This window comes from Streptomyces spinosisporus (assembly GCF_022698145.1).
Taxonomy (GTDB): Bacteria; Actinomycetota; Actinomycetes; order Streptomycetales; family Streptomycetaceae; genus Streptomyces; species Streptomyces spinosisporus.
This window is the reverse complement of record NZ_JALDAX010000008.1, coordinates 309,851-332,211: the sequence shown is the minus strand read 5'-3', so window position 1 is coordinate 332,211 and position 22,361 is coordinate 309,851. Positions and strand designations below refer to the sequence as shown.

At 71.1% G+C, this 22,361-nt stretch carries 16 protein-coding genes and 1 pseudogene; 6 read left to right on the top strand and 11 right to left on the bottom strand.

Annotated elements, in window-relative coordinates:
* Window positions 1-50 precede the first annotated feature (50 nt).
* A complete protein-coding gene (locus MQN93_RS22945; protein WP_242711059.1) occupies window positions 51-851 on the top strand; it encodes a 3-hydroxybutyrate dehydrogenase in 801 nt (266 codons plus the stop codon).
* A 76-nt stretch (window positions 852-927) separates the two neighbouring features.
* Window positions 928-2,898, top strand: a complete 1,971-nt coding sequence (locus MQN93_RS22940) for a helix-turn-helix domain-containing protein (protein ID WP_242711058.1) — start codon at window positions 928-930, stop codon at window positions 2,896-2,898.
* 39 nt (window positions 2,899-2,937) lie between these two features.
* Here the strand turns inward: MQN93_RS22940 and MQN93_RS22935 are convergent, their stop codons facing one another.
* Window positions 2,938-4,323: an MFS transporter gene (locus MQN93_RS22935; protein WP_242711057.1), complete on the bottom strand. Its 1,386-nt coding sequence runs from the start codon at window positions 4,321-4,323 to the stop codon at window positions 2,938-2,940.
* Window positions 4,324-4,586: 263 nt separating this feature from the next.
* Here MQN93_RS22935 and MQN93_RS22930 point away from each other — a divergent pair, with 263 nt between their 5' ends.
* Complete coding sequence (locus MQN93_RS22930; RefSeq protein ID WP_242711056.1) at window positions 4,587-6,155, top strand: glycoside hydrolase family 30 protein; 1,569 nt, start codon at window positions 4,587-4,589, stop codon at window positions 6,153-6,155.
* A gap of 274 nt (window positions 6,156-6,429) precedes the next feature.
* On the opposite strand, the gene MQN93_RS22925 is transcribed toward MQN93_RS22930, so the two are convergent.
* The gene (locus MQN93_RS22925) at window positions 6,430-7,383 is read right to left on the bottom strand and encodes a GlxA family transcriptional regulator (RefSeq protein ID WP_242711055.1); all 954 of its coding nucleotides are present in this window, start codon (window positions 7,381-7,383) and stop codon (window positions 6,430-6,432) included.
* A gap of 106 nt (window positions 7,384-7,489) precedes the next feature.
* Here MQN93_RS22925 and MQN93_RS22920 point away from each other — a divergent pair, with 106 nt between their 5' ends.
* Window positions 7,490-8,128, top strand: coding sequence for an HD domain-containing protein (locus MQN93_RS22920; protein ID WP_242711054.1), 639 nt, complete (start codon window positions 7,490-7,492; stop codon window positions 8,126-8,128).
* A gap of 21 nt (window positions 8,129-8,149) precedes the next feature.
* Here the strand turns inward: MQN93_RS22920 and MQN93_RS22915 are convergent, their stop codons facing one another.
* Together MQN93_RS22915 and MQN93_RS22910 are read right to left on the bottom strand one after the other, a co-directional pair.
* A complete protein-coding gene (locus tag MQN93_RS22915) occupies window positions 8,150-9,385 on the bottom strand; it encodes a serine hydrolase domain-containing protein (RefSeq protein ID WP_242711053.1) in 1,236 nt (411 codons plus the stop codon).
* 147 nt (window positions 9,386-9,532) lie between these two features.
* Entirely contained in the window at window positions 9,533-10,717 is a 1,185-nt protein-coding gene (locus tag MQN93_RS22910) for an MFS transporter (protein WP_242711052.1), read from the bottom strand.
* A 99-nt stretch (window positions 10,718-10,816) separates the two neighbouring features.
* Here MQN93_RS22910 and MQN93_RS22905 point away from each other — a divergent pair, with 99 nt between their 5' ends.
* Both MQN93_RS22905 and MQN93_RS22900 read left to right on the top strand, forming a co-directional pair.
* Window positions 10,817-11,902: a DUF5937 family protein gene (locus MQN93_RS22905; protein WP_242711051.1), complete on the top strand. Its 1,086-nt coding sequence runs from the start codon at window positions 10,817-10,819 to the stop codon at window positions 11,900-11,902.
* Window positions 11,903-12,082: 180 nt separating this feature from the next.
* Window positions 12,083-13,748: pseudogene (locus MQN93_RS22900) on the top strand (sigma-70 family RNA polymerase sigma factor).
* 50 nt (window positions 13,749-13,798) lie between these two features.
* Here MQN93_RS22900 and MQN93_RS22895 read toward each other — a convergent pair.
* The 7 genes from MQN93_RS22895 to MQN93_RS22865 form a co-directional block, all read right to left on the bottom strand.
* A complete protein-coding gene (locus tag MQN93_RS22895) occupies window positions 13,799-15,787 on the bottom strand; it encodes a carbohydrate-binding protein (protein ID WP_242711050.1) in 1,989 nt (662 codons plus the stop codon).
* 136 nt (window positions 15,788-15,923) lie between these two features.
* Complete coding sequence (locus MQN93_RS22890) at window positions 15,924-16,211, bottom strand: zinc-ribbon domain-containing protein (protein ID WP_242711049.1); 288 nt, start codon at window positions 16,209-16,211, stop codon at window positions 15,924-15,926.
* A 113-nt stretch (window positions 16,212-16,324) separates the two neighbouring features.
* The gene (locus MQN93_RS22885) at window positions 16,325-17,083 is read right to left on the bottom strand and encodes a polysaccharide deacetylase family protein (RefSeq protein ID WP_242711048.1); all 759 of its coding nucleotides are present in this window, start codon (window positions 17,081-17,083) and stop codon (window positions 16,325-16,327) included.
* A gap of 141 nt (window positions 17,084-17,224) precedes the next feature.
* Window positions 17,225-19,153: a glycoside hydrolase family 5 protein gene (locus MQN93_RS22880; protein ID WP_242711047.1), complete on the bottom strand. Its 1,929-nt coding sequence runs from the start codon at window positions 19,151-19,153 to the stop codon at window positions 17,225-17,227.
* Between the two features lie 381 nt (window positions 19,154-19,534).
* On the bottom strand, window positions 19,535-20,251 hold the full coding sequence (locus MQN93_RS22875) for a LuxR C-terminal-related transcriptional regulator (RefSeq protein ID WP_242711046.1): 717 nt from the start codon (window positions 20,249-20,251) through the stop codon (window positions 19,535-19,537).
* 118 nt (window positions 20,252-20,369) lie between these two features.
* Window positions 20,370-21,821, bottom strand: coding sequence for a purine-cytosine permease family protein (locus tag MQN93_RS22870; RefSeq protein WP_016433501.1), 1,452 nt, complete (start codon window positions 21,819-21,821; stop codon window positions 20,370-20,372).
* Window positions 21,822-21,888: 67 nt separating this feature from the next.
* A complete protein-coding gene (locus MQN93_RS22865) occupies window positions 21,889-22,359 on the bottom strand; it encodes a hypothetical protein (protein ID WP_242711045.1) in 471 nt (156 codons plus the stop codon).
* Between the last annotated feature and the right edge of the window lie 2 nt (window positions 22,360-22,361).

Genomic DNA, 22,361 nt, shown 5'->3' with positions numbered 1-22,361 from the left:
TGGGGCGCCAGCACATGCAGTCGGGCGGGGGCGCTGCCTAGGGTCGACTCATGACCCCGCCCAGCGCCCTTCCGGCCCCCCATGCCCCCTCGCTCGACCTCGGCGGCCGCACCGCCCTCGTCACCGGCGCCGCCGGTGGCATCGGCCGCGCCTGTGCGCTGCGGCTCGCCGCCGCCGGGGCCAAAGTGAGAGCGGTCGACCGGGACGCCACGGGCCTGGAGTCGCTCGCCGATCAGGCCCGGGGCCTCGCGGGCACCGTCGAACCGCACGTCCTCGACCTCACCGACCTCGACGCGGCAGAACTGGCGGCGGCGGGCACCGACATCCTCGTCAACAACGCCGGACTGCAGCTGGTGCGGCCCATCGAAGAGTTCCCGCCCGACGTCTTTCACACCGTGCTCACGGTCATGCTGGAGGCGCCCTTCCGTCTGATCCGTGGAGCGCTGCCCCACATGTACGGCCAGGAATGGGGCCGCATCGTCAACATCTCCTCGGTCCACGGCCTGCGGGCCTCCGCCTACAAGTCGGCCTATGTGGCCGCCAAGCACGGTCTGGAGGGCCTGTCCAAGACCGCCGCCCTCGAAGGCGCTCCGCACGGCGTCACGTCGAACTGCGTGAACCCGGCCTATGTCCGCACCCCCCTCGTCGAGAAGCAGCTCGCCGACCAGGCGCAGGCGCACGGCGTCCCCCCGGAGCGCGTCCTGAGCGATGTGCTGCTGCAGGACAGCGCGGTCAAGCGGCTCATCGAACCGGAGGAGGTCGCCGAGGCCGTCGCCTATCTGTGCAGCCCGCACGCCTCCTTCGTGACCGGCACCTCGCTCGTGCTGGACGGCGGCTGGACCGCGCACTGACCGGGCCCGCGCCCGTCGGGGACCGAGTTTTCCACAGGGCCGACCGGGCGGCCGGGCCATGAGGAATCCTGTGAGCATGTCTCGCGATCACGTGCAGTCCGCCGGGCGCAACGGCGCCGACGCGGCCGGAGCGGCGCTCGCCGCCGAAGCGGCCGTCATCGCGCCCGGCGGCGCGGAGGCGCCGTTCCTGGAGCTGCTGGCCAGGGGCGCGTCCGCCGATGCCTATGAGCAGCCGGTGCTGCTGGCGCGCGCCGAGGGCCGGCCGACCGAGGCGATCGCCGCGCTGGAGCGGGCCAAGCAGCTCGCGCTGCGCGTGCGGGCGGAGCTGGAGGGCCGGCGCCGCCGGGAGGCCGAGCTGTCCGCGCTCTTCGAGACGGCCCACGACCTCGCGGGTCTCAGGGACCTGGACTCCGTGCTGCAGGCGATCGTGCAGCGCGCCCGGTCGCTGCTGGGCACCGACGTCGCCTACCTCAGCCTGAACGACCCGGAGCGCGGCGACACCTATATGCGGGTGACCGAGGGTTCGGTCGCCGCCCGCTTCCAGCAGCTGCGGCTCGGCATGGGGGAGGGGCTGGGCGGTCTCGTGGCCCAGACCGCCCGTCCGTATGTCACCGACGACTACTTCAAGGACGGCCGCTTCCAGCACACCAACGCCATCGACAGCGGTGTACGGGACGAGGGTCTGGTCGCCATCCTCGGCGTGCCCCTGATGCTGGGTCCCCATGTCATCGGCGTCCTCTTCGCCGCCGACCGGCGCGCCCGGGTCTTCGAGCGGGAGCAGATCGCGCTGCTGGGCTCGTTCGCCGCGCTCGCCGCGGCCGCCATCGACTCGGCGAACATGCTCGCCGAGACCCGCACGGCCCTCGCCGGCCTGGAGCGGGCCAATGAGATCATCCGCGATCGCAGCGCCGTCATCGAGCGTGCCTCCGACGTCCACGACCGGCTCACGGAGCTCGTCCTGCGCGGCGGCGGCGTGCACGACGTGGCGGCCGCGGTGTCCCAGGTCCTCGACGGCACGGTCGAGTTCACCGAGGCCGCCGATGCCCCTGCTGAGCCGCTGGAGGCCTCCCGAGCGGAGGGCCACGCGGTGTGTCAGGGGGAGGACTGGATCGCCGCCGTCACGGCGGGCGGCGAGCTGCTCGGCGCGCTCGTCCTGCGCGGGCACCCCGGTCTGGACCCGGTCGACCAGCTCACCCTGGAGCGCGCCGCGATGGTCACCTCGCTGCTGCTGCTCGCCAGACGCTCCGCCGCCGAGGCCGAACAGCGGGTCCGCGGCGAGCTGTTGGACGACCTCCTGGACGCCCGCGACCGCGATCCGCGGCTGCTGCGTGAACGCGCGTTCCGGCTGCACGCCGACCTCGATGCCACCCATGTCGTGCTCGCCGCCCGGCTCGACGGCACCGCACCCGACGCCGACCAGGAGGCCGACGCCCGCCGCCGTCTGTGGTCCGCCGCCTCGCATCTGGCCGCGACCCGGCACGGCCTGGCAGCCGCCCGTGACGGCGGCACCGTTCTGCTGCTGCCGCTGAAGCCCGGGGACACCGCCACCGAACTGGCCCGCCGCACGGCCCGCCAACTGGGCACGGCGGTCCACGAGACGGTCACGGTCGGCGCCTCCGGCCCGGTGCGGGACCTCGCCGTCGCCCCGGACACCGTGGCCGCCGCCTATGCGGAGGGCCGGCGCTGTCTCGACGCCCTGCGCCTGCTCGGCCGCTCCGGTGACGGGGCCGCGGCCGAGGACTTCGGCTTCGTGGGCCTGCTGCTCGCGGGGGACAGGGACATCGCCGGATTCGTGGACCGCACCATCGGCGAGGTCGTCGCGTACGACGAACGGCGCGGCACCGACCTCGTGCGCACCCTCGACGCGTACTTCACCTGCGGCATGAGCCCGGCCCGCACCAAGGACGAACTGCACGTCCACGTCAACACCGTGGCGCAGCGCCTGGAGCGGGTCGCCCGTCTGCTGGGCGACGACTGGCAGAGCCCCGCCCGCGCCCTGGAGATACAACTCGCCCTGCGGCTGCACCGGTTGTCGGCACAGCACTGACCCCCGCACGCCAGGCGTACGGGGGTCGGCTGCCGCGGGTCACACCGTGCGGGCGTCCGCCGGAGCCGTGGCGGGCTGTTCGTGCACCGACGGCTCGACGTCGCTCAGGTCCCGGTGACGCGTCTCCTTGGCCACGCCGACGGCGAGGACCGTCAGGGCGGCCGCGGCGATGACGTACAGGGCGATCGGGGTGGAGCTGTCGTACTCCGACAGCAGCGCCGTGGCGATCAGCGGGGCCGGTGCGCCCGCCGCGACCGAGGCGAACTGCGCGCCGATGGAGGCACCGGAGTAGCGCATCCGGGTCGCGAACATCTCGGAGAAGAAGGCGGCCTGGGGCGCGTACATCGCCCCGTGCAGCACCAGGCCCACGGTGACCGCGAGGATCAGGTTGCCGAAGCCGCCGGTGTCGATGAGGGAGAAGAAGGGGAACATCCACAGCCCGACGCCGACCGCGCCGAGCAGGTACACCGGCCGCCGCCCGATCCGGTCCGACAGGGAGCCCCAGGCCGGGATGACCGCGAAGTGCACGGCCGAGGCGATCAGTACGGCGTTGAGCGCGGTCTGCTTGGAGACGCCGGCCGAGGTGGTGGCGTAGACGAGGATGAACGCGGTGATCACGTAGTAGCTGATGTTCTCCGCCATGCGCGCGCCCATGGCGATCAGTACGTCCTTCCAGTGGTGGCGCAGCACCGAGACGAGCGGCATCTTCTCGGCCACCGCGGTCCGGTCGGCCTTGCGGGCCTCGGCCCGCGCCAACGCCTCCTTGAACACGGGTGATTCATCGACAGAGAGACGTATCCACAAACCGACGATCACGAGAACGCCGGAGAGCAGGAAGGGGATCCGCCAGCCCCAGGACGTGAACGCGTCGTCCGACAGCAGGGCCGTCAGCGCGGACAGCACGCCGGTCGCGAGCAACTGCCCGGCGGGCGCACCGGTCTGCGGCCACGAGGCCCAGAAGCCGCGGCGCCGCGCGTCCCCGTGCTCGGACACCAGCAGCACGGCTCCGCCCCACTCGCCGCCGAGTGCGAAGCCCTGGATCAGGCGCAGGGTGGTGAGCAGCACCGGAGCGGCGGTGCCGACCGAGGCGTGGGTCGGCAGCAGGCCGATCGCGAAGGTCGCGCCGCCCATCATCAGCAGGCTCAGCACCAGCAGCTTCTTGCGCCCGATCCGGTCGCCGTAGTGCCCGAAGACCAAAGCGCCGAGCGGACGGGCGGCGAATCCGACGGCGTAGGTCAGGAAGGACAGCAGGGTGCCGACGAGCGGGTCGGAGTCGGGGAAGAAGAGCTTGTTGAAGACGAGAGCGGCGGCGGAACCGTAGAGGAAGAAGTCGTACCACTCGATCGTGGTGCCGATCAGGCTCGCTGCGACGATGCGCTTGAGGCTGGAGGGCGTCGGGGGAGCGGATGGTGCTGCGGAGGCCATGTGCGCCACTTCCTCGTGTGCGGTGGGGACGGGTGTGTGTCGGCATACCGTAGGAAGGGGCAGGTCAGGGGCACATGTGGCGGGGCTACATAGTTCTGGGTGCGGCTATGCGTGCGGCCACTATGCCCACGGCCCGTACGGGGACATCCGCGACGGCCAAGTCGGCTCGGTGCATCATTTTCAGTTCTTACTTCAAGCCTTGACTTAACACGATGGGTATTGCTTGGATCGCCGGGCATCGACTGAGAGGGGCAGGGGCTGTGGTGAGACGTAGCTTCACGACCTTCGCGGCCGTCGCGGCCACGACGCTGTCCGTGCTGGTGGGCACTGGACCGGCCGCGCACGCCGACCGGTCCACGAGCGGAGCCGCCCGGCACGGCCAGGTCGTGACCGGCACCTACTCCGCGGGCGGCACCCAGAGATGGCAGCCGCTGCCGGAGATCCGGACGGGCACGGACCGCGGAGGCCCCGTCGACGCCACGGTCGTCGCCGACCCCGGTGCGCTGCGGCAGAAGTACGAGGGCATCGGCTTCAGTCTCGACGAGACCAGCGTGTCCAACCTGTGGAAGCTCACCCCGGCCAAGCGCGAGGAGGCCGTCCGGCTGCTCGTCGATCCCAGGCACGGCGCAGGACTCGACCGGTTCCGGCTGACGATCGGCAGCCCCGACCTCATCGAGCATCTGCCGTTCTGGTCGGAGGACGACCTGCCCGCGGGCGTCAAGGACGACTTCGGGCTGAAGCACTTCTCCATCCAGCGCGACATCGACCTGCACATCATCGACACCATCAAGCTCATCCAGCGCTACAACCCCCGCGCCACGTTCTTCGCGTCGGCATGGAGCGCACCGGCGTGGATGAAGACGAACAACCGGTTCACGGGCGAGGTCGCGCTCAAGCCCGGAAGCACCACGGACTACTACCAGGTCGGCAAGTTGCGCGACGACTGCATCGACGTCTTCGCGCGGTACTACGTCAAGTACGTGCAGGCGTACGCCAAGCACGGCATCCGGGTCGACGCGTTGACCCTGCTGAACGAGCCGGGCATGGACGTCGTCTATCCGGCGATGGACATCAGCGTCGCGCAGCAGCAGAAGCTGGCGCTGGCGATGAAGCGGGAGTTCAGGGCCGCGCGGCTCAACACCCACCTGTACGTGCATGACTTCAACTTCTGGGACTGGCACGACCCCAACAGCACGGCGACCAAGAACTACTACCGCATCTTCGAGGACGCGCCCGACGGCTCGGTCACCGGCAAGCAGGTCCGCGACGCGGCCGACGCCATCGCCTTCCACCCCTACTGGGGCGACCCGAGCGTGATGCGCGACGCCTACGAGGAGACCGGGAAGCCGGTCGAGATGACCGAGACGAGCGACCTGTCGCCGTCGACCGTCCTCGACTACTTCCGCCTGGACGCCGGTTCCTACATCCTGTGGGCGCAGACCACCGACCAGGACGGCGGCACACTGCACTGGACGCCCGCCCGGGACAACGACATCGACTGGGACCAGGTCGCCGCCACCACCAAATGGCCCGACCGGCTGGTGAAGGTGAACACGCTCACCAGGGACTTCTCCGTCCGCGACGAGCTGTACCCGCTGGGGCAGTTCGCCAGGTACCTGTCGCCGGGCGACGTGCGTCTGGAGTCGAGTGCCGCGCAGAACGGCGTCAGCAATGTGGTCTACCGCTCCGGGAGGAACGGTTACGTCGCCGTCCTCGGCAACGGCTCCGACAGCGACCGCAGGGTCCGCGTCGTCGTCGGCCGCCAGACGTTCGTGGTGACCGTGCCGGCCGGGTCCTTCGCCACCTACCGGTGGAAGGGCCACGCCCTGTAGGGCTCCACCCTGGACTGCCTGCGCCTCAGCGCCGCCTCCGGACGGCCCTGGCCGCGCGCCACAGCATCCCTGACCGCGGCCTTCGTACACGCCGTGAGGGACTGGTGTGGGTGGGTTCGGCGGGAGAGTGGCTCGTCGGGCCCTGGTTGCTCATGGTCGCTCTCCTGGCAGTCGGGGTAACACCCCTGACCCTGGCGGGAGTTCGTATGGAAATTGTTAGGCGAGCATGAGGAATCGCTGACAAAGCGCCGGGCCGTGCCGCTCCCTGCCGCCCTCAGCCGGTGGTCGTGGCGAAGCGTCTGCGGTATTCGGTCGGGGTCGTCCCCAGATGGCGGGCGAAGGCGCGGCGCAGGGTCTCGTCGCTGCCCAGCCCGCTGCGCCGCGCGGCCGCGGTGACGCTGTGCCCGTCGAGCAGCAGTTGCTGCGCCCGGTCGAGGCGGACCCGCTCGACCCAGCGCGCGGGTGTGGTGTTCAGCTCGGCCTGGAACAGCCGGGCCAGATGCCGGGTGCTGACGGCCGCGGATGCGGCCATGGCGGGCAGGCTGTGGTCGGCGGCGGGGTCGGCGAGCACGGCCGCGACGATCGGGCCGAGCACGTCGCTGCGGGCGGGCGGGGTCTTTAGGGCCGTGGAGAACTGCGACTGGCCGCCCGGGCGTTGCATGAAGACGACCAGTTCGCGGGCGGCCTCACGGGCCACGTCCGCCCCGTGGTCGTCCTCGACCAGCGCGAGGGCGAGGTCGATGCCCGCGCTGATGCCCGCGGAGGTGACGTACCGCCCGTCGTGGATGTGCAGGGCGTCCGGCTCGACCCGGACGCGGGGGTAGCGGCGGGCGAGCGTCCCGGCGTGGCGCCAGTGCGTCGTCGCCCTGCGGCCGTCGAGCAGCCCCAGCTCGGCCAGGACGAACGCGCCGCTGCACACCGACGCCACCCGCCCTGCCCGCTCGGCGAGTTGGGCGGCCGCTGCCAGCAGTGCCCGGTCCGGGGGCCGCTCCGCGAGCACGTCGGCGCCCGCGACGACGAGCGTGTCGACCCGGCCCACCTGGTCCGCGGCGACGGTCCGTGCCAGCGCCGGGCCCGAGGAGGTCGTGACCACGCCACCGGAGGGCGAGACCAGCACCGGCTCGTAGGAGCAGCCGAGGCGCCGCGCCTGGCTCAGCACCTCCAGGGGGCCGCTGACATCGAGGAGGGTCACCCCGTCGAACGTCAGGAAGGCGACGCGGTGCGTCATGTCTGAATCTGTGGGTTGCCCGGCACAAAGGACATGGCGCCAGCATAGGCCACACCACGAATCTGAAGGAGGTCACTGATCGAGCAGGCCGAGGAAGGCGGACATCATGAGTGAAGAGATCGCGGGCGTACGGATCCCGGACAGCGCACTGGCACGGGAGGCGACCGAGCTCGTACGGGATTCCGCCGCACCGCTGCTGTTCGACCACTCCCGGCGCGTGTTCCTCTTCGGGGCGCTGCGCGGCAGGCAACAGGGGCTGTCCTTCGACCCCGAACTGCTCTACGTGGGCGCGATGTTCCACGACCTCGGGCTGACCGAGCGGTTCCGCCGCACCGATCAGCGCTTCGAGATCGACGGCGCCGACGAGGCCCGCAGCTTCCTGCACCGGCACGGCATCACCGGCGAGCCGGCCGACCGGGTCTGGACGGCGATCGCGCTGCACACCACGCCGGAGATCCCCCTGCACATGGCGCCCGAGGTCGCCCTGGTCACCCGGGGCGTGGAACTGGACGTCCTCGGCATCGGCTACGACACCGTCTCCGACGAGGAGCGCGCGGCCGTCACCGCGGCCCACCCCCGCCCCGACTTCAAGAACCGGATCCTCGCCGCCTTCACCGACGGCATCAAGGACCGCCCCGCAACGACGTTCGGCAACGTCAAGGCGGACGTACTGGCCCACTTCGTGCCGGGCTTCGTACGGGGCGACTTCGTCGAGGTCATCAAGGGCTCCAACTGGCCCGAGTAACGGCCGCGCGGCGGGGCGACGTCAGCCGGGACTGTCGCACAGGGCGTGGTCGACGAGGGCCTTGGTGGCGCGGTTGAGGGCGGCCAGGTCGGGCGGCGCCGTGGTGGTCGTGACGGAGACGGTCACGGCGCGCCTGCCGTCCGCGCTCACGGCGGGACGGGTGTGGACGCCCGCCCCGTCGCCCTCGTGGGTGTAGTAGAAGCCGCCGCAGGTCAGCGGGATCCTGCGCAGCCCGAGGCCGTAGGTGCCCTCCGGCATCTCGGCCACGTCCTCCGGGTCGTCGGTCCGCTGCACGGTCTGCCGCATCTCACGCCACTGCGCGGCGGGCAGCAGCCGGCCGCCGGCCAGGGCGCGGAAGAAGGTGTCGAGGTCGGCGGTCGTGCTCACCACACCGGAGTCAGCGGTGTGCTGGAAGCTGTGCTCGGTGATGTCGAGGCGCTTGCCGTCGGGACCCGTGAGATACGCGTTCACGTGCGGCTCGGGCAGGTAGGGGTTGAGCCCCGGGATCGAGGTGTCCCGCAGTCCCAGCTTCGCGATCACCCGGTGCTCGATCAGCTCCCGCCAGCTCGCACCTCCGGCCTTCTCCGCGATCATCGCGGCCAGCAGGTAGTTGGTGTTCGAGTACGCCCACCGGGTGGCGCCGCCCGGCCGCGGCACGAACACCGGCCGGTGCCTCATCGCCACCGCGACCAGATCGGCGGCCGGGGTGGCGTCGTGGCGGTCCTCGTCGAAGTGGTTGATCAGCCGGTCCAGGATCGCAGGGTCGTCGATGTAGTCGTACAGACCGCTGGTCTGGCGGAGCAGGTCGCGGACGGTGATACGACTGCCGTCGTTGCCGTTGCCCGCGACGACGCCGGGCAGCCAGTGCTCGACGGAGTCGTCGAGCGACAGCCGCTTCTCCGCCGCGAGTTGGAGCACGACGGTCGCCATGAACGTCTTGGTGGTGCTCGCGGCACGGAAGTGCGCGTTCCACGGGATCGGGTCCGAGGAGCCGGCCGTACGGGTGCCGATGCGTGCCATGAGCGGCCCGTGCTTCGTCCCGTCGACCCTGGCCAGCACGTTCACATCGCCCCCTCCGGCCTGCCGTACGGCGGCCAGATCCTGTTGGAGGGCGGCTCGGCCGTACGCACGCCTCTCGTCCGGGTGTCCGGACGGGTGCCCGGCGGTGGCGGCCGTCGCGGCCATGGGTGAGGCCAGGGCGAGCAGCGCTGCGGCCAGTACGGCGGCCCGTACCTTCTTCGATGTCGGCATCTGCATGGTCGTATCCCCCGTGTCGTGAGCCTCGGGCTACAGAAATCGGTCGGTGACGATCACCAGCGAACCGGATCCGGAAGCGGGTGGGGATGGGCCTGCCCTCCCGATGAGGGGTGTACGTAGGTCCACTGCGAGGTCCGGCCGCAGCGGCTATGTGCGGTGAACTGCCGTGGCGGAGGCGAGCGTTGCGGCGGCGAGGGTGCCCCACAGGGCGGTCGCGCCGTAGGGCGCGAGGGCGGTGATGACCGCCGGGGAGACGGCCAGTCCGAAGCCCGTGGACAACTGGAAGCGGGCCAGGCTACGCCCCAGGGCGTGGGGCGGGGCGAGGGCGGTGACGAGCGCGGTGGCGCTGCCCGCGTAGACGATCTCACCGATGGTGCAGAGCACGGACACCGCGGCCACGGCCGGGGCGCCCCAGCCGTGGCCCAGCGAGGTGGCCGCGAGGAAGCCGAGGTAGGACGCGGTGAGCACCACGCCCGCCAGGGCCAGCACCGTGCGGCGGGAGAAGCGGGACATCATCACCGTGAGCGGCACCTGAAGGGTGACCACGAGCACCGTGTTGGCCACGAATACGGCCCCCGCCCACACCTGGGATGCGTGCAACTGCGTCTCCAGGACCAGGGGGAGCGCGATCTCGGGGACGTTGAGGCAGAAGACGTAGATCACGTTGGCGGCCAGCAGGGCGGGCATCCGGGGTGCGGGGCCCTGCGGGCCGCCCTCCGCAGGGGGAGCCGATGGCTGCGCGCGCAGATGGACCGACCACGCCAGGGCCGCCGCGGCGAGATAGGCGAGCCCGGTGACTGCGGCCAGCCACTGCAGTGCGACGGCACCGCCCGCCAGGCATGCGGTGGCGACCAGTGCTCCCACGCCGAGCGCGGCGTTGCGCAGGGCGCGGCCGGCGGCGAGGGCGGCGTCCCGCTCACGGCCGTGCGCGACCGTGGCCACGACGGCGGCGTGGGCGGCCGGCCACGCCTGGTTGCCGATGCCGAGGAAGAGGGCCGCCGCCGCGAACGGTCCAACGTGCCCCGGCGGGGCGGCCAGCAGGAGCGCCACGCCCACCACCCTCACCAGCATCGCCGTCGCCACGACCGTGCTACGGGCGCCCCGGTCCAGCCACCGGCCCACCCCGGGCATGCACGCCAGGCCCGCGACGATGCCGGCCGTCATGGCGACGCCGGTGGCGGGCGGGGAGAGCCTCAGCACCGTCACCCCGTAGAGCAGCAGAAAGGGGCGCAGCAGGCCGGTGCCGAGCGCGTCCACGGCCAGCGCGACGGCGTAGCGGGGACCTCCGGAAGCCTGTACGAGGGCATGAGGGCGGATGCCGGTGAGTGCCATGGCGTCAAACGCTGCGTTCGGTCGCCCGGTCGGGCACGTGGGTTGACGGACACCGTCAATCGACGCCGCCGCTCGCCGTCCGGTCGGCGATGATGAAGGGTGACCTTGAGGATCGACGTCAGCGGCGCGCCGTCCGAGCGGGTGCGGTTCGCCGCCTCCCCGCTGGCCGAACTGACCGCGATGCTGCACGTGCTGGCCGAGCCCGGGCACCATCCGCAGCTCGCCGACTGGGCCGCGGACGTCTGGGCCGGGATGCGGCCGGAGCTGGCCGAGCGGCTCCGGGAGGCGGAGTTCCTCTGGCGTTCCTCCCAGGCCGACTTCCTGATCCCCGCGCGGCCCCGGGCGACCCTCGCCGAAGAGCTGGACGACGTCGACCGGATCGACGACGAGACCTATGTGACCGCCGCGCTCGTCACCACGTGCGGCAGCAACCGGGTCCACTTCCGCGGGGCGTCGCCGCTCACCGACACGACCGCGCGCGAACGGGCCCTGGAGGTGGCCCAGGCCCGCGGCGCCCTGCAGGAGGCCTTCTCGGAACGGCTCCTCGCGGATCCGGCCACGGTGCGGGCGCGGGTGCGGCACACCCTCGAAGCATGCGCGGGCGCCTTCTTCGAGGACGCCTGGGCGGGTGTCGCCGTACGGCTCGCCAGCGACCTGCGCGTGAAGAACGACCTGCTGCAGCGCGACGGAATCCGTGCGGCCCTCGCGTCCGTCTCCGGCGCGGTCACCCTGGCCGAGGACGGCGACTGCATCATCGTGGACAAGGTGCAGGACAAGGCGACCGCCGCCCGTGGCGCCGGGGTCACCTTCATCCCCAGCGTCTTCGGCAGCCCGCACCTGGTGGCGGTGCACGCCCCCGGGTGGCATCCCGTGGTGCAGTACCCCGTGGCCGAGCCGGCACCGTCGGAGCCCGTGTCCCTGGAAACGGTCACCCTACGGCTGGAGGCGCTCGCCCATCCCGTACGGCTGCGGCTGCTGCGCACGCTGGCCCGCGGCCCGCACACCACCAGCGAGCTGGCCCACTTCTGGGAACTGACGCCCCCGGAGGTCTCCCGTCACCTCACCGTCCTTCGCCGAGCGGGCCTGATCACACCCCGACGAGAGGGTCGTTATGTCCGCTACACCCTCAACCTCCCGGATCTGACGGCACTGGGCACCGACGTACTGAGGGCCGTCTTGCGCTGAGTCGGCCCCATGTGACACTCACCACAGCCCCGCGTCGCCGGTTCCCACCCTGATCTGCGACAACACACGTCTCAGCCCCGGCTCTTGGCACACCCGTCCGAAGAACTGTTATCCGGGACCGTCCGAACGGTCTCCCAGGTATCGGGCAGGATCGTTCGACGTCGACGACGGGAAGCTTTCATGAGTACACAGCGCACGACGGGGCCGGTGGCCCTGGTGGCCGCCGCCCGAGGGGGCGATCCGGAGGCTCAGGACGCCCTGGTCAGCGCGTGTCTCCCGCTCGTCTACAACATCGTGGGCCGGGCGCTGAACGGCTCGGTCGACGTCGACGACGTGGTGCAGGAGACCATGCTCCGGACCCTGGACGGTCTTGAGCGGCTGCGCACCCCCGAGAGCTTCCGCTCCTGGCTCGTCGCCATCGCGATGAACGAGATCCGCAGGCACTGGCAGGACCGCTCGCTCGCCCCGGGCACCGTGGAGGAGGCCGAGGAACTCGCGGACCCCGGGGGCCGACTTCGTGGACCTGACCATGGTGCAGCTGCAGCTGTCGGGCCAGCGCCAGGAGACGGCCCGCGCCACGCGCTGGCTGGAGCCGGACGACCGGGGCCTGCGGTCCCTGTGGTGGCTGGAGTGCGCGGGTGAGCTGACCCGCGCCGAGGTCGCCGCTGCCCTGCAGCTGTCGCCCCAGCACACGGCCGTACGGGTGCAGCGCATGAAGGCGCAGCTGGAGGCGGCCCGTGTCGTGGTGCGGGCGCTCGCCGCCAAGCCCCCGTGCGGGGAACTGCGCGGGGCACTGGCCACCTGGGACGGTCGCCCCTCGGCACTGTGGCGCAAGCGAATAGCCCGGCACGCCCGCGGCTGCGTCCAGTGCAACGGGCTGTGGAGCGGGCTGATGCCCGTCGAGGGACTGCTGGCCGGCCTCGCGCTGGTCGCGGCGTCGCCCGCGTTGTCGGCGAAGATCCGCGCTGCCGTGGGTGCGACGACCGAGGCCGCGATGAGTGAAGCCGCGATGGCGGCACCTGGCCCGGCCTCGTCCTCCTCCGGCGGCCGTGCCGGATCCGGCCGCGGCGGCGGACATCGTGCCGCGCGAGGACGCGCGGTGTCCCGCGCCGAGGCGCGCCGCCGTCGGCGCAACCGGCGCCGGGCCGTCGCGGGCACCGTCGTCGTGGCCTGTGTCGCGGGCGGCGGCCTCTGGTACTTCGGCACGGACTCCGGGCCCGCCACCACCGACGAGGCGACCGCCGAGCACTCCGCGGACGCACCGGTCGCGGACCTCTCGAAGTCGAGCGCCCTGGAGACCTCCCCGCCCGCCTCCATATCCGCGTCGCCCTCCGCGTCCCGTACGAAGAAGGCGAGCGCCTCCAAGACCAGGCGCCCGGCCAAGAAGGCCGCGCCGACGCCCCGGCCGGCCGGCATCCCCTCCCGGACCGCTGCCGCCGCACCGCAGTCCTCGCCGACACCGTCGGACACCGTCGCGCAGGTGGTCGCGCTGGTCAACCAGGAGCGGGCGAAGGCCGGTTGCGGTGCCCTCACCGAGGATCCGCTGCTGGAGAAGGCGGCGCAGGACCACTCCGACGACATGGCCGCCCGCGCCTTCTTCGACCACACCAACCCGGACGGCGCCGACCCCGGGCAGCGCATCACCGCCGCGGGCTACAAGTGGTCCACGTACGGCGAGAACATCGCCCAGGGGCAGCAGACCGCGGAGGCGGTGATGGAGTCCTGGATGAACAGCCCCGGTCACCGCGCCAACATCCTCAACTGCTCCTTCAAGGACATCGGCGTGGGCATCCACAAGGGCTCGGGCGGCCCGTGGTGGACACAGGACTTCGGCGCGAAGCTCTGAGGCCTACGGGCCCGGCGGGCCAAGGGAGTTGAGCGGGCGGCTCAGCGGGCTCAGTGGTCGAACGCGAACCAGTTGACGTTGACGAAGTCGCCGGACTGGTCGCTCGCGAAGGTCAGATACACGGTGTGGGTGCCGGTGACCCCGGAGACGGCCGTGCTCTTCGTGGTCCAGGTCTGCCAGCCGCCCGTGCCGGTCACCTCGATGCTGCCGACGGGTTCGGCGGTACGGGAGTTGAGCCGGATGTCGATGCGGCCGCCGACACCGTCGGCGGCACCGGACGCGAGCCGCACGCGGACCCGCGTCGCTCCCTTCGCGCCGAACGCGACCCTGCCGTACGCGACCCAGTCGCCGTCGCCCACCGAGCCGACGTCCTCGCCGCCGCCGGTGTCCCCGGTGACCTCGACGGCGACACCGGAGGCGGCGTCGTACGCCTCGGCCTGCACGGGCTGGTACGCGTCGGTCGTCGTGCCGCGCGAACCCGGCGGCGTCCAGACGTACGTACCGACGGTCTTCGCCGGCAGGGTGTGCGTGAGCTGCTGCCGGCCGCTGCGCAGGGTGAAGTCCTGTGCCGTGGCAGTGCCGTTGACGACGACGGTCGCGACCGTGCCGTCCGGGTTGCGGTAGGCGACCGTGCTGACGGTGCCGGTGTTGCCGTAGTCGCTGAAGATCCGGTGGGCGCCGCGGTGGATGAACTTCGAGAACTGGGCGAAGAAGTAGTACTCGGGCAGGGCCCAGTAGAGGTCGCGGTCGTCGAGGCTCTGCACGAACGGGGTCGGGTCGGGCGTGCCGAACTGCTGGGTGGCCCGGTTCTGGTCGAGCAGCGTGACCCACGAGATGTAACCCGTCGACCAGCTGCGCAGATAGCGGGCGATGCGGTCGGCGCCCTCCGTGCCCCACAGCATCCGCTCGGTCAGCACCATGTCCAGGTCGGGGTAGCTGGTCTTCATCAGCGACATCGTGCTCGGGTCCCCGGAGTAGTCGTGCCAGGCGATGCCGTCGGTGTCGCGGTAGGTGTCGGTGTAGCCGGCGTCCCTGCTGCCGAACATGTCACCGAGATAGGACCCGGTGTCGCCGAAGTTCCAGTCCCACGCCCAGATCCGCGTGGTGATGCCGTGCGCGTCGAACTCCTCGCGCAGTGCCTCGACGAACCGCTTCGCCTGCTGCGCCGAGACGAGCATGCTCGGGTAGTGGCCCGCGGGCCAGCCCGGTTCGTTCTGGGGCGTCACGGCGTGGATGTGGATGCCCTGGCCGGCATACGCCTGGACGACCTTGCGGTAGTAGCGGGCGAGGGTGGGGACGTGCTCGTCGAGCAGGTGGCCGTCGATGAGGCTGTTGTTGTCCTTCATCCAGGCCGGGGCGGTCCAGGCGGTGCCGCAGATGGTGAGCTCCGGATTGATCCGGAGGGCCTCCTTGAGGGTCGAGATGATGTGGTTGTCGATGTCCCTCTGAATGGAGAACCGCGACAGCGTCGGATCGGCCGGGCCGTCGTCGTACGTGTAGAACTCGCCGTGCGTGAAGTCGGACGTGCCGAAGCAGATACGGGTGAGGTCGAAACCGGCGCCCTCGCGGGGGTCGAAGAGCGCGCGAAGGGCCTTGGTGCGGGCGCCCTTGCTCATCAACGACAGGTTGTGGATGGTCGAGTCCTCCATGGAGACGCCGACGCCGAGCATGCGCTGGTACGTCTTTCCCGGGTCGACGTTGATCACCGTGCCGAAGTCCCTGCCCGCCGGGGTCAGCGCGAGGTCGTCCTGCCGGCTGAGTCTGTGCGCGACCGAGGCGAGGCCGGTCGCCGGATCCGTGTACCAGGTGGCGCTCTTGGGGGCGTAGCCGGGCGCCGTGGACTCCGAACTCCAGGTCACCTCGACCTTGTCGGCGCCGTGGTGGCCGCCCGCGTCGGCGCTCGCCTGTCCCGGCAGAGCGAGCGCGGAGCCCGCCGCGGTCACGGCAGCGGCGGCCATGAACGTACGGCGGCTGAGCGGGGCACGGTCCGGCTCCTGCGGGAACGGCTGCGCCGGCGGCAGGGAGGCAGACGTGGACATGGGCGTCTCCTTGAGGGGGGTCGGGGCTCGCCGTCCTGTGAGGTCACGAATTAATTTAAGAACTAATGGAAGCCTCCGCGGAACGTCAAGGTCTCGAACACGGTTGATCGAATCCGCGCTGCGCCGGGCGCCGGGCTCAGTGCTGATGCGGCTGCTGCGGCTGCCCGTAGGACTGGCCGCTCCGACCGCCGGCGGCCTGCGCCTGCATCTGGTCGGCCTGTTCCCTGGTCAGCTTGTGCTCCGTGCCGCAGAAGGTGCACTGCGTCGAGTACTTCGTCGAGATCGGGAACAGGGGCACGAAGAACAGCGTGAACTTGGTGACGTGCTTCTTGAGCGTGTGGGCGGAGGGATTGCCGCAGTTGCCGCACACCAGCGTCAGGATCGCGAGCTGGTAGAGGTACCCCTTGGTACCGAAGATGATCATGCTGGCGGCCTCCCCGATCTGTGTGTCCGGCCATCGTGTCACGCAGCGGCAGAAGGGGAGAGGCCGGCGGGCACCTGGGCGGCAGGTACCCGGGCGGACCGAGGCGCCGTCCCTCAGCGCACCGGGAAGCCGAAGGAGTAGCCCTGCTGCTTCAGCCAGGGCAGGCATTCGCGCAGGGCGGCGACGGTCTGTGAACGGTCGCCGCCGGCGTCGTGGAAGAGGATCGTCGGGCCGTTGGCCACCTCGCTCCTGACGGTGGCGACGATGGCCTCGGTGCCGGGGCGCTCGAAGTCCTTGGTGTCCACGTTCCAGCCCAGCGGGCGCATCCCCTGCTTGGCCGCGAGGCTCCGGCTGTACGGCGTGAACGCGCCGCCCGGCGCGCGGTAGTACTGCGGCCGTACGCCCCCGGAGGCCTTGGTGATCATGTCCGCGGCGTCCAGGATCTGCTGGGACTGGTACGACTCGGCCTTCTTGTCCATGGTGGTGTCGTGCGACACGGTGTGGTCGCACAGCCGGTGCCCGGCCGCCACCACGGCCTTGACCAGATCCGGGTGGGCCTGCGCCTGGGTGCCGACCATGCAGAACGTGGCCTTCACGCCGTTCTCCTCAAGCACTTGGAGGACCTGCGGCGTCCAGACCGGGTCGGGGCCGTCGTCGATGGTGATGTTGACGCCGTGCGGCCCCTTGTCCGAGGCATGGGCGATGGACACCGGGACCGTGCGCGGAGCGGAGGGGTGCGCCGAGGCTCCCGCCTGCTCGTCGACGGGACCGGCCTGCGCGGTCCACACCGAGGTGGCAGCCGCCACCGCGGTCACCCCGACCGCCGCCGCGATCACCCGGCCGTACCATCCCCGCCCGCCATGCCGTGCCATGTCCGCTCCGCTCCCTGCCGTCCCGGTGGTGTTCGTGCACCTGTCAGGACGAAGATCGAGTGGCGCGGGATCCGGCTGTTACTGATCACGGACAAATTCGCGGGAGTTCCGAGACGCGGCACGATCACCGACGGGTGCCTGTCACGGGCGCAGCGGGCTGCACAACAGGGCCGCGGGGCCCGGTGAACTGCCCAGACGCGTGGTGAACGCGATGCCGGCGGCGTACTCGTCGGCGGCGCACTGCCCCTTGTAGTGCCCCTGCGCGAAGTCACCGCCCGCCCCGTCGGAGGGCCGGTTGTCGGAGCGGTCGAACCACACGGTCCGGCCGGAGAGGCCCAGCGGGACGCGGGCGGGTACGCACAGAGCCGCCGACACGCGCTCACCGCGGCGGCTGTAGCCGATGAGGAACTGCCCTGCGGGGCACTGGAGTTTGGTGTAGCCGCCGGCCCAGTCGCCGCCCGCGGGGACATGGCGTTCGTCGGTGACGACGGTCTGAGTGTCGCCGGCAGCGCGCAGGTCGCCGGCCGTCGTGTCGGTGCACAGGCCGCGCCCGCCGGTGTGACTGAGGCCTGTCAGCCGCAGGCCGTCGGGGCACACCGCCTTGTAGGCGCCGGAGTCCCAGTCGCCGCCGCCGCGCACCCGCAGCGACTCCACGGCGTCGCCGTGGTCGGTGGCGAGCATGCGCCACACGGGCGCCTGCGGGACGTCGCCGGTGCGGCTCGCGGCGGTCATGAGATGGTTCCAGGCAGGGGCCCGCCAGTCGTCCTGGTCGAGGATGCCGTACCGGTGCCCGGCCGTGTCGTAGCGCAGCAGCGCCCAGTCGTCGTGGCCCTCCCAGCCGACCAGCGGCCAGTACGCGAAGTCCGCGTCGTGGTCGGCGAAGTAGTCGGTGATGTTGCCGAACCAGGTTCGGGCCGCCGCTCCCGTCTCGTTCGCGCCGACGCCGAACTCGCTGATCCACACGGGCGCGGTGTAGTGCTGCCCCTCCGTGGTGACGAAGAAGGCCTGGTCGCCGAGGACTTGGTACAGCTGGTCGCGGGTCAGGTCCTGGTAGCGCGGGTCGTGGGTCTCACCGACTCCGGTGGCGCCGCTGTGCCGGGGGCCCGTGTAGCCGTAGAAGTGCGCGGAGTAGACCAGCTTGTGGGCGTCGACGAGGGTGTGCGACAGCGTGCGTGCGGGCGCGAGGGTGGGGCGGTCGTGCGGCAGTCCGTCGACGGGCAGGCCGGTCCAGTTGATGCCTTCCACGACGATGAGCAGGTCCGGGTTCGCCTCGGTGAGGATGCGGTCCGCGGCGAGTTGGGCGGCGGCGTACCAGTCGTGCTCGTCGCCGAGGCCCCAGTTGGGGTCGTCGAGGATGTCGCGGCGTACCTCGTTGTAGAGATCGGCGCCCACGACCCGCGGATCGGCCCTGTACCTACGGGCCATGAAGACCCAGTCGTCCGCCCACTGCGCGGTGGACTGGCTGCTGTTCCAGCGTTCGTTGCCGTCGATGCCGCAGCACCAACGCGTCGTGTTGGTGTGGTTGTTCAGGACGACGGCGAACCCGTCGCCGGTGAGGGCGGCCACGACCGCGTCGTAGACCTCCAGGGGCGTCTTGCCGCGCAGCTGCGGATTGGCGGCGACTGCCGTGTCCGGTACGGGAGTTGTCGCGTGGATCATCTCGTTGGAGAACGGCAGCCGGATGCTGTTGATGCCGAGTTCGTGGAAGTCGGCGAGGAGGTCGGACAGCGGGGCGCGGTCCAGGCCGAGAGGGATGCCGTACGAGTTCTGGCCGGCGTGGTGGTTGGCGGGATCGGCGGTGCTGCCGCTTCCGGTCCAGGAGCCCTGAGCGCCGTCCCAGTTGGCCGACTTGAGGCGGAAGCGGTGGCCCTGGGCGTCGACGATGTAGCGGCCGCGGGTGGAGAGGGGTGGTTGCCAGGTGTCGGTGAGTGGGGGAGCGGTGTGCGCGGTCAGGTCGACGGGGGAGTCGGCGGGAGGCCGTTCTGTGGCTACGGCGGACGGTGCCGTGTTGAGCAGCGCGAAGGACAGGGTCAAGGCTGTCAGGAACTTGACAAATCTGTCGGTCTGCATCCGGTCCTCCGGAGTCCGCGGCGGGAAGGCGATGGGCCGATCGACGAGTGGCGGCTGACACCCTATGAATGAACGGGCGTCAGGTCGATAGGGAGTTGGGGCGCGGTGGCGTCTGCCGCGACAGCGGGGAGGGGGTCGTGGCCGCGACCGGAGCTACGTCCGGCGCGGGTATGCGCAGGCGCGGTCGGGGGATCCGCATTCGGGTGCTGACGGGGGACGGCGTCGACAACACCGCGGGGCGGCGCCGGGGAATGGGCTGCGCCACCTCGTTGCACCCGGTGAACTCCCCGCCGCCGTCGCCGCGTTCGATGAGCCGTGCACAGCGCCTCGCCGCCGAGACGGCGGGACGCCTCCCCCCCCGCGAACCGCCGGAGGCCGCCATCAAGCCGCCGGGTGGATCAGCCCCGACTCGTAGGCGAAGGCGACCGCCTGGACGCGGGCGCGGGCGCCGATCTTGGCGAGGATGTGGCTGACGTGGGACTTGACGGTGGTCGGGGCGATGGAGAGGCGCAGGGCGATCTCGCTGTTGGACCAGCCGGAGGCGACGGCGGTGAGGACGTCGCGCTCGCGCTGGGTGAGGTTGTCCAGCCCGGCGTCGCGCCGCAGCGGGCGGGGGGCCGGCTCGGCGCGGACCGCGTCGATGAGTGCGCGGGTCAGGGTGGGTGTGATCACGGCGTCGCCCGCGGCGACGACCCTGATGGCGGCGGTCAGTTCCGCCGGGGAGGCGTTCGTGAGGAGGAACCCGTCGGCGCCGGCGCGCAGGGCGGCGTTCGCGTGGCTCTCGTCGGTGGCCGAGGCCAGGACGAGGACGCGGGGTGGGGTCCCTTGCGTCCCCTGCGTCGCTTCGGCGAGGGCGGGTTGGGCGGTCGGGAGGAGACGCTGCGGTCGGGCGATGCGGCGGACCAGGTCGATGTCGTCCGTGTCGGCGAGGCGGATGTCCATCAGTACGACGTCCGGGCGGAGCGCGGCGCTCATGGCGACCGCCTCGGCCCCGTCGGCCGCTTCGCCGACGACGGTCAGATCGGACTCGGCGCTCAGCAGCAAGCGCAGGCCGAGGCGCTGAAGAGACTGGTCGTTGACGACGAGTACGGAGACCATGTCTGTCCTTCCCCACACTCTAAACGAAACTGTTTCGTTCACCTGATGGGTACAGTACCCCGCACAGCTATCGAAACGACATCGTTCACCTTATGGTTTGAGTCACATCTCGCCGCGGTCAGGGCTCCCGGTGCTCGTGCGCCGCCCGCTCCAGGTCCGCCGCCTCCGCCTCGGCCAGCCGCTGCTCGGCCGCTACGTCGATGGAGCGGGTCAGCAGCCAGTAGAGCCCCGCGGAGACGGGCAGCCCGATGAACAGGGAGATGTCGGCGCCGTCGAGCGCGTCGGCGATGGGCCCGGTGTAGAGCGTCCCGACGGAGAAGAAGGGGATCATGACGACAAAGCCGACCGCGTAGGCGATGATGCCGTGCCAGCCCCAACGGCCGTAGATGCCACGGGGGTTGAAGATCTCGGCGATGGCGTAGTGGCCGCGGCGCACGACGTAGTAGTCCATGAGGTTCACCGCGGTCCACGGGATGAAGAGATAGAGGACCAGCAGCAGGAAGTTGTTGAAGTTCTCGAGGAAGTTGGAGGTCGCGGCGAGCGCGCCGACCAGGGAGAGCGCGGCCGTGAGCCCGATGGTCACCAGACGCACGCCGAGGGTCGGCCGCACCCGCTTGATCGAGTCGATCGCGCTGATCAACGTGAGCGATCCGCCGTACATGTTGAGCGCGGTGACCGAAACCAGACCCAGGACCGCGAAGAGCAGCACGATCGCGCCGAACCCGCTGAACACCTTGTCGCCCGCCGCGTTGATCGACTCGATGGTGTCGAAGTCCTTGCCCGCCCAGGCGGCGAGCAGCGAGCCGAGGACCATCAGCCAGATGCCGCCGAGGGCCGAGCCGAAGTACGTCCAGTAGAAGGTCTTGCGGACGGTGACGCCCGGCGGGAGATAGCGCGAGTAGTCGGAGACGTAGATCGCCCAGCTGATCTGGTAGCCGGCGACCACACCGAACTGGGCGAGGAACGGCGTCCACTTGAAGGCGCCGAGGTCGAAGGAACCGGCCGGGTAGTGCAGCGTGACCAGGGCGCCCACGGTGAAGATCCCGAAGACGACCAGGAAGGAGTACGTCAGGAACTGCTCGGCCTTGTGGATGACGTCGTAGCCCACCAGCGCGATGACGAGGGCGACCAGGGTGACCACGACCACCCAGAGCTTGACCCCTCCGTGCACCGTGGTGTGCATCGCCTCCCCGGCGAGGATGGTGTTGAAGACGTTGAAGCCCGCGTACTGCACATAGGCGAACAGCCACACCAGCAGGGCGCCGACATAGCCGAACTGGGGGCGCGACTGGATCATCTGGGGCAGCCCGAGCTGCGGGCCCTGCGCCGAGTGGAACGCCATGAAGAAGGTGCCGATGACGGTGCCCGCCACGATCGCGATCAGCGACCAGATCAGATTGCCGCCCTCGGTGATGCTGATCAGACCCACGGCCAGCGTGGCGATCTGGGCGTTCGACATGAACCACAGGGGGCCGAGGTGCCACAGCTTCCCGTGGCGTTCGTCCAGCGGCACATAGTCGATGGAGCGGATCTCCAGACCCGACACGCGCGGTTCCGACGATGTGCTCACGAGGCCTCCAGAGTGTTGATCCACCCCTGTGGCCACATTCATGCCCCACGGCCACCCGGTCAAGCGGTCATTGCCGACCCTTGACCGGAGGGTTCACCGAGCCGGGAGCGCGGGGGCTTTGGGAGGGGCAGGTCGTGAGCGGCTCGCTGGTCACCGTGCCGGTGGGCAGTGCGGTGTACGAGTAGCACCGGGCCTGGTCGTATCCGGCGACCTGCACCACGACGACGGTGCGGCCCTCGTCGCGGGCGAGGGAGCGGGGGCTGCGGTGCTCCAGTGCCTCGGTGATCTCCCGGTCGGTGAGGGTGCCGTCGGCGTCGGCGTCCGCGAGCCTGGACCTGAGCCGGTCGGCCGAGGCGGCGAGCGCGGCTTGGGAGTCGTGGTCGCGGCTCTGTGCGGTGTGGTGCCAGGAGAAGAAGAACCAGGTCACCAGCACCCCGGCGAGCAGGACGAAGACCGTCACCGCCATGAGGAGACAGCCGGCCGTACGGGCAACGGGCCCGAACGACCGGCCGACCGGTTGCTGCCCGTCGGAGGTCACGG

Bases quoted from the DNA above. Each gene is read 5' to 3' on its own strand.
- MQN93_RS22945 (WP_242711059.1), top strand. From the start codon at position 51: ATGACCCCGCCCAGCGCCCTTCCGGCCCCCCATGCCCCCTCGCTCGAC.
- MQN93_RS22940 (WP_242711058.1), top strand. From the start codon at position 928: ATGTCTCGCGATCACGTGCAGTCCGCCGGGCGCAACGGCGCCGACGCG.
- MQN93_RS22935 (WP_242711057.1), bottom strand. From the start codon at position 4,323: ATGGCCTCCGCAGCACCATCCGCTCCCCCGACGCCCTCCAGCCTCAAG.
- MQN93_RS22925 (WP_242711055.1), bottom strand. From the start codon at position 7,383: ATGACGCACCGCGTCGCCTTCCTGACGTTCGACGGGGTGACCCTCCTC.
- MQN93_RS22920 (WP_242711054.1), top strand. From the start codon at position 7,490: ATGAGTGAAGAGATCGCGGGCGTACGGATCCCGGACAGCGCACTGGCA.
- MQN93_RS22915 (WP_242711053.1), bottom strand. From the start codon at position 9,385: ATGCAGATGCCGACATCGAAGAAGGTACGGGCCGCCGTACTGGCCGCA.
- MQN93_RS22910 (WP_242711052.1), bottom strand. From the start codon at position 10,717: ATGGCACTCACCGGCATCCGCCCTCATGCCCTCGTACAGGCTTCCGGA.
- MQN93_RS22895 (WP_242711050.1), bottom strand. From the start codon at position 15,787: ATGTCCACGTCTGCCTCCCTGCCGCCGGCGCAGCCGTTCCCGCAGGAG.
- MQN93_RS22890 (WP_242711049.1), bottom strand. From the start codon at position 16,211: ATGATCATCTTCGGTACCAAGGGGTACCTCTACCAGCTCGCGATCCTG.
- MQN93_RS22885 (WP_242711048.1), bottom strand. From the start codon at position 17,083: ATGGCACGGCATGGCGGGCGGGGATGGTACGGCCGGGTGATCGCGGCG.
- MQN93_RS22880 (WP_242711047.1), bottom strand. From the start codon at position 19,153: ATGCAGACCGACAGATTTGTCAAGTTCCTGACAGCCTTGACCCTGTCC.
- MQN93_RS22875 (WP_242711046.1), bottom strand. From the start codon at position 20,251: ATGGTCTCCGTACTCGTCGTCAACGACCAGTCTCTTCAGCGCCTCGGC.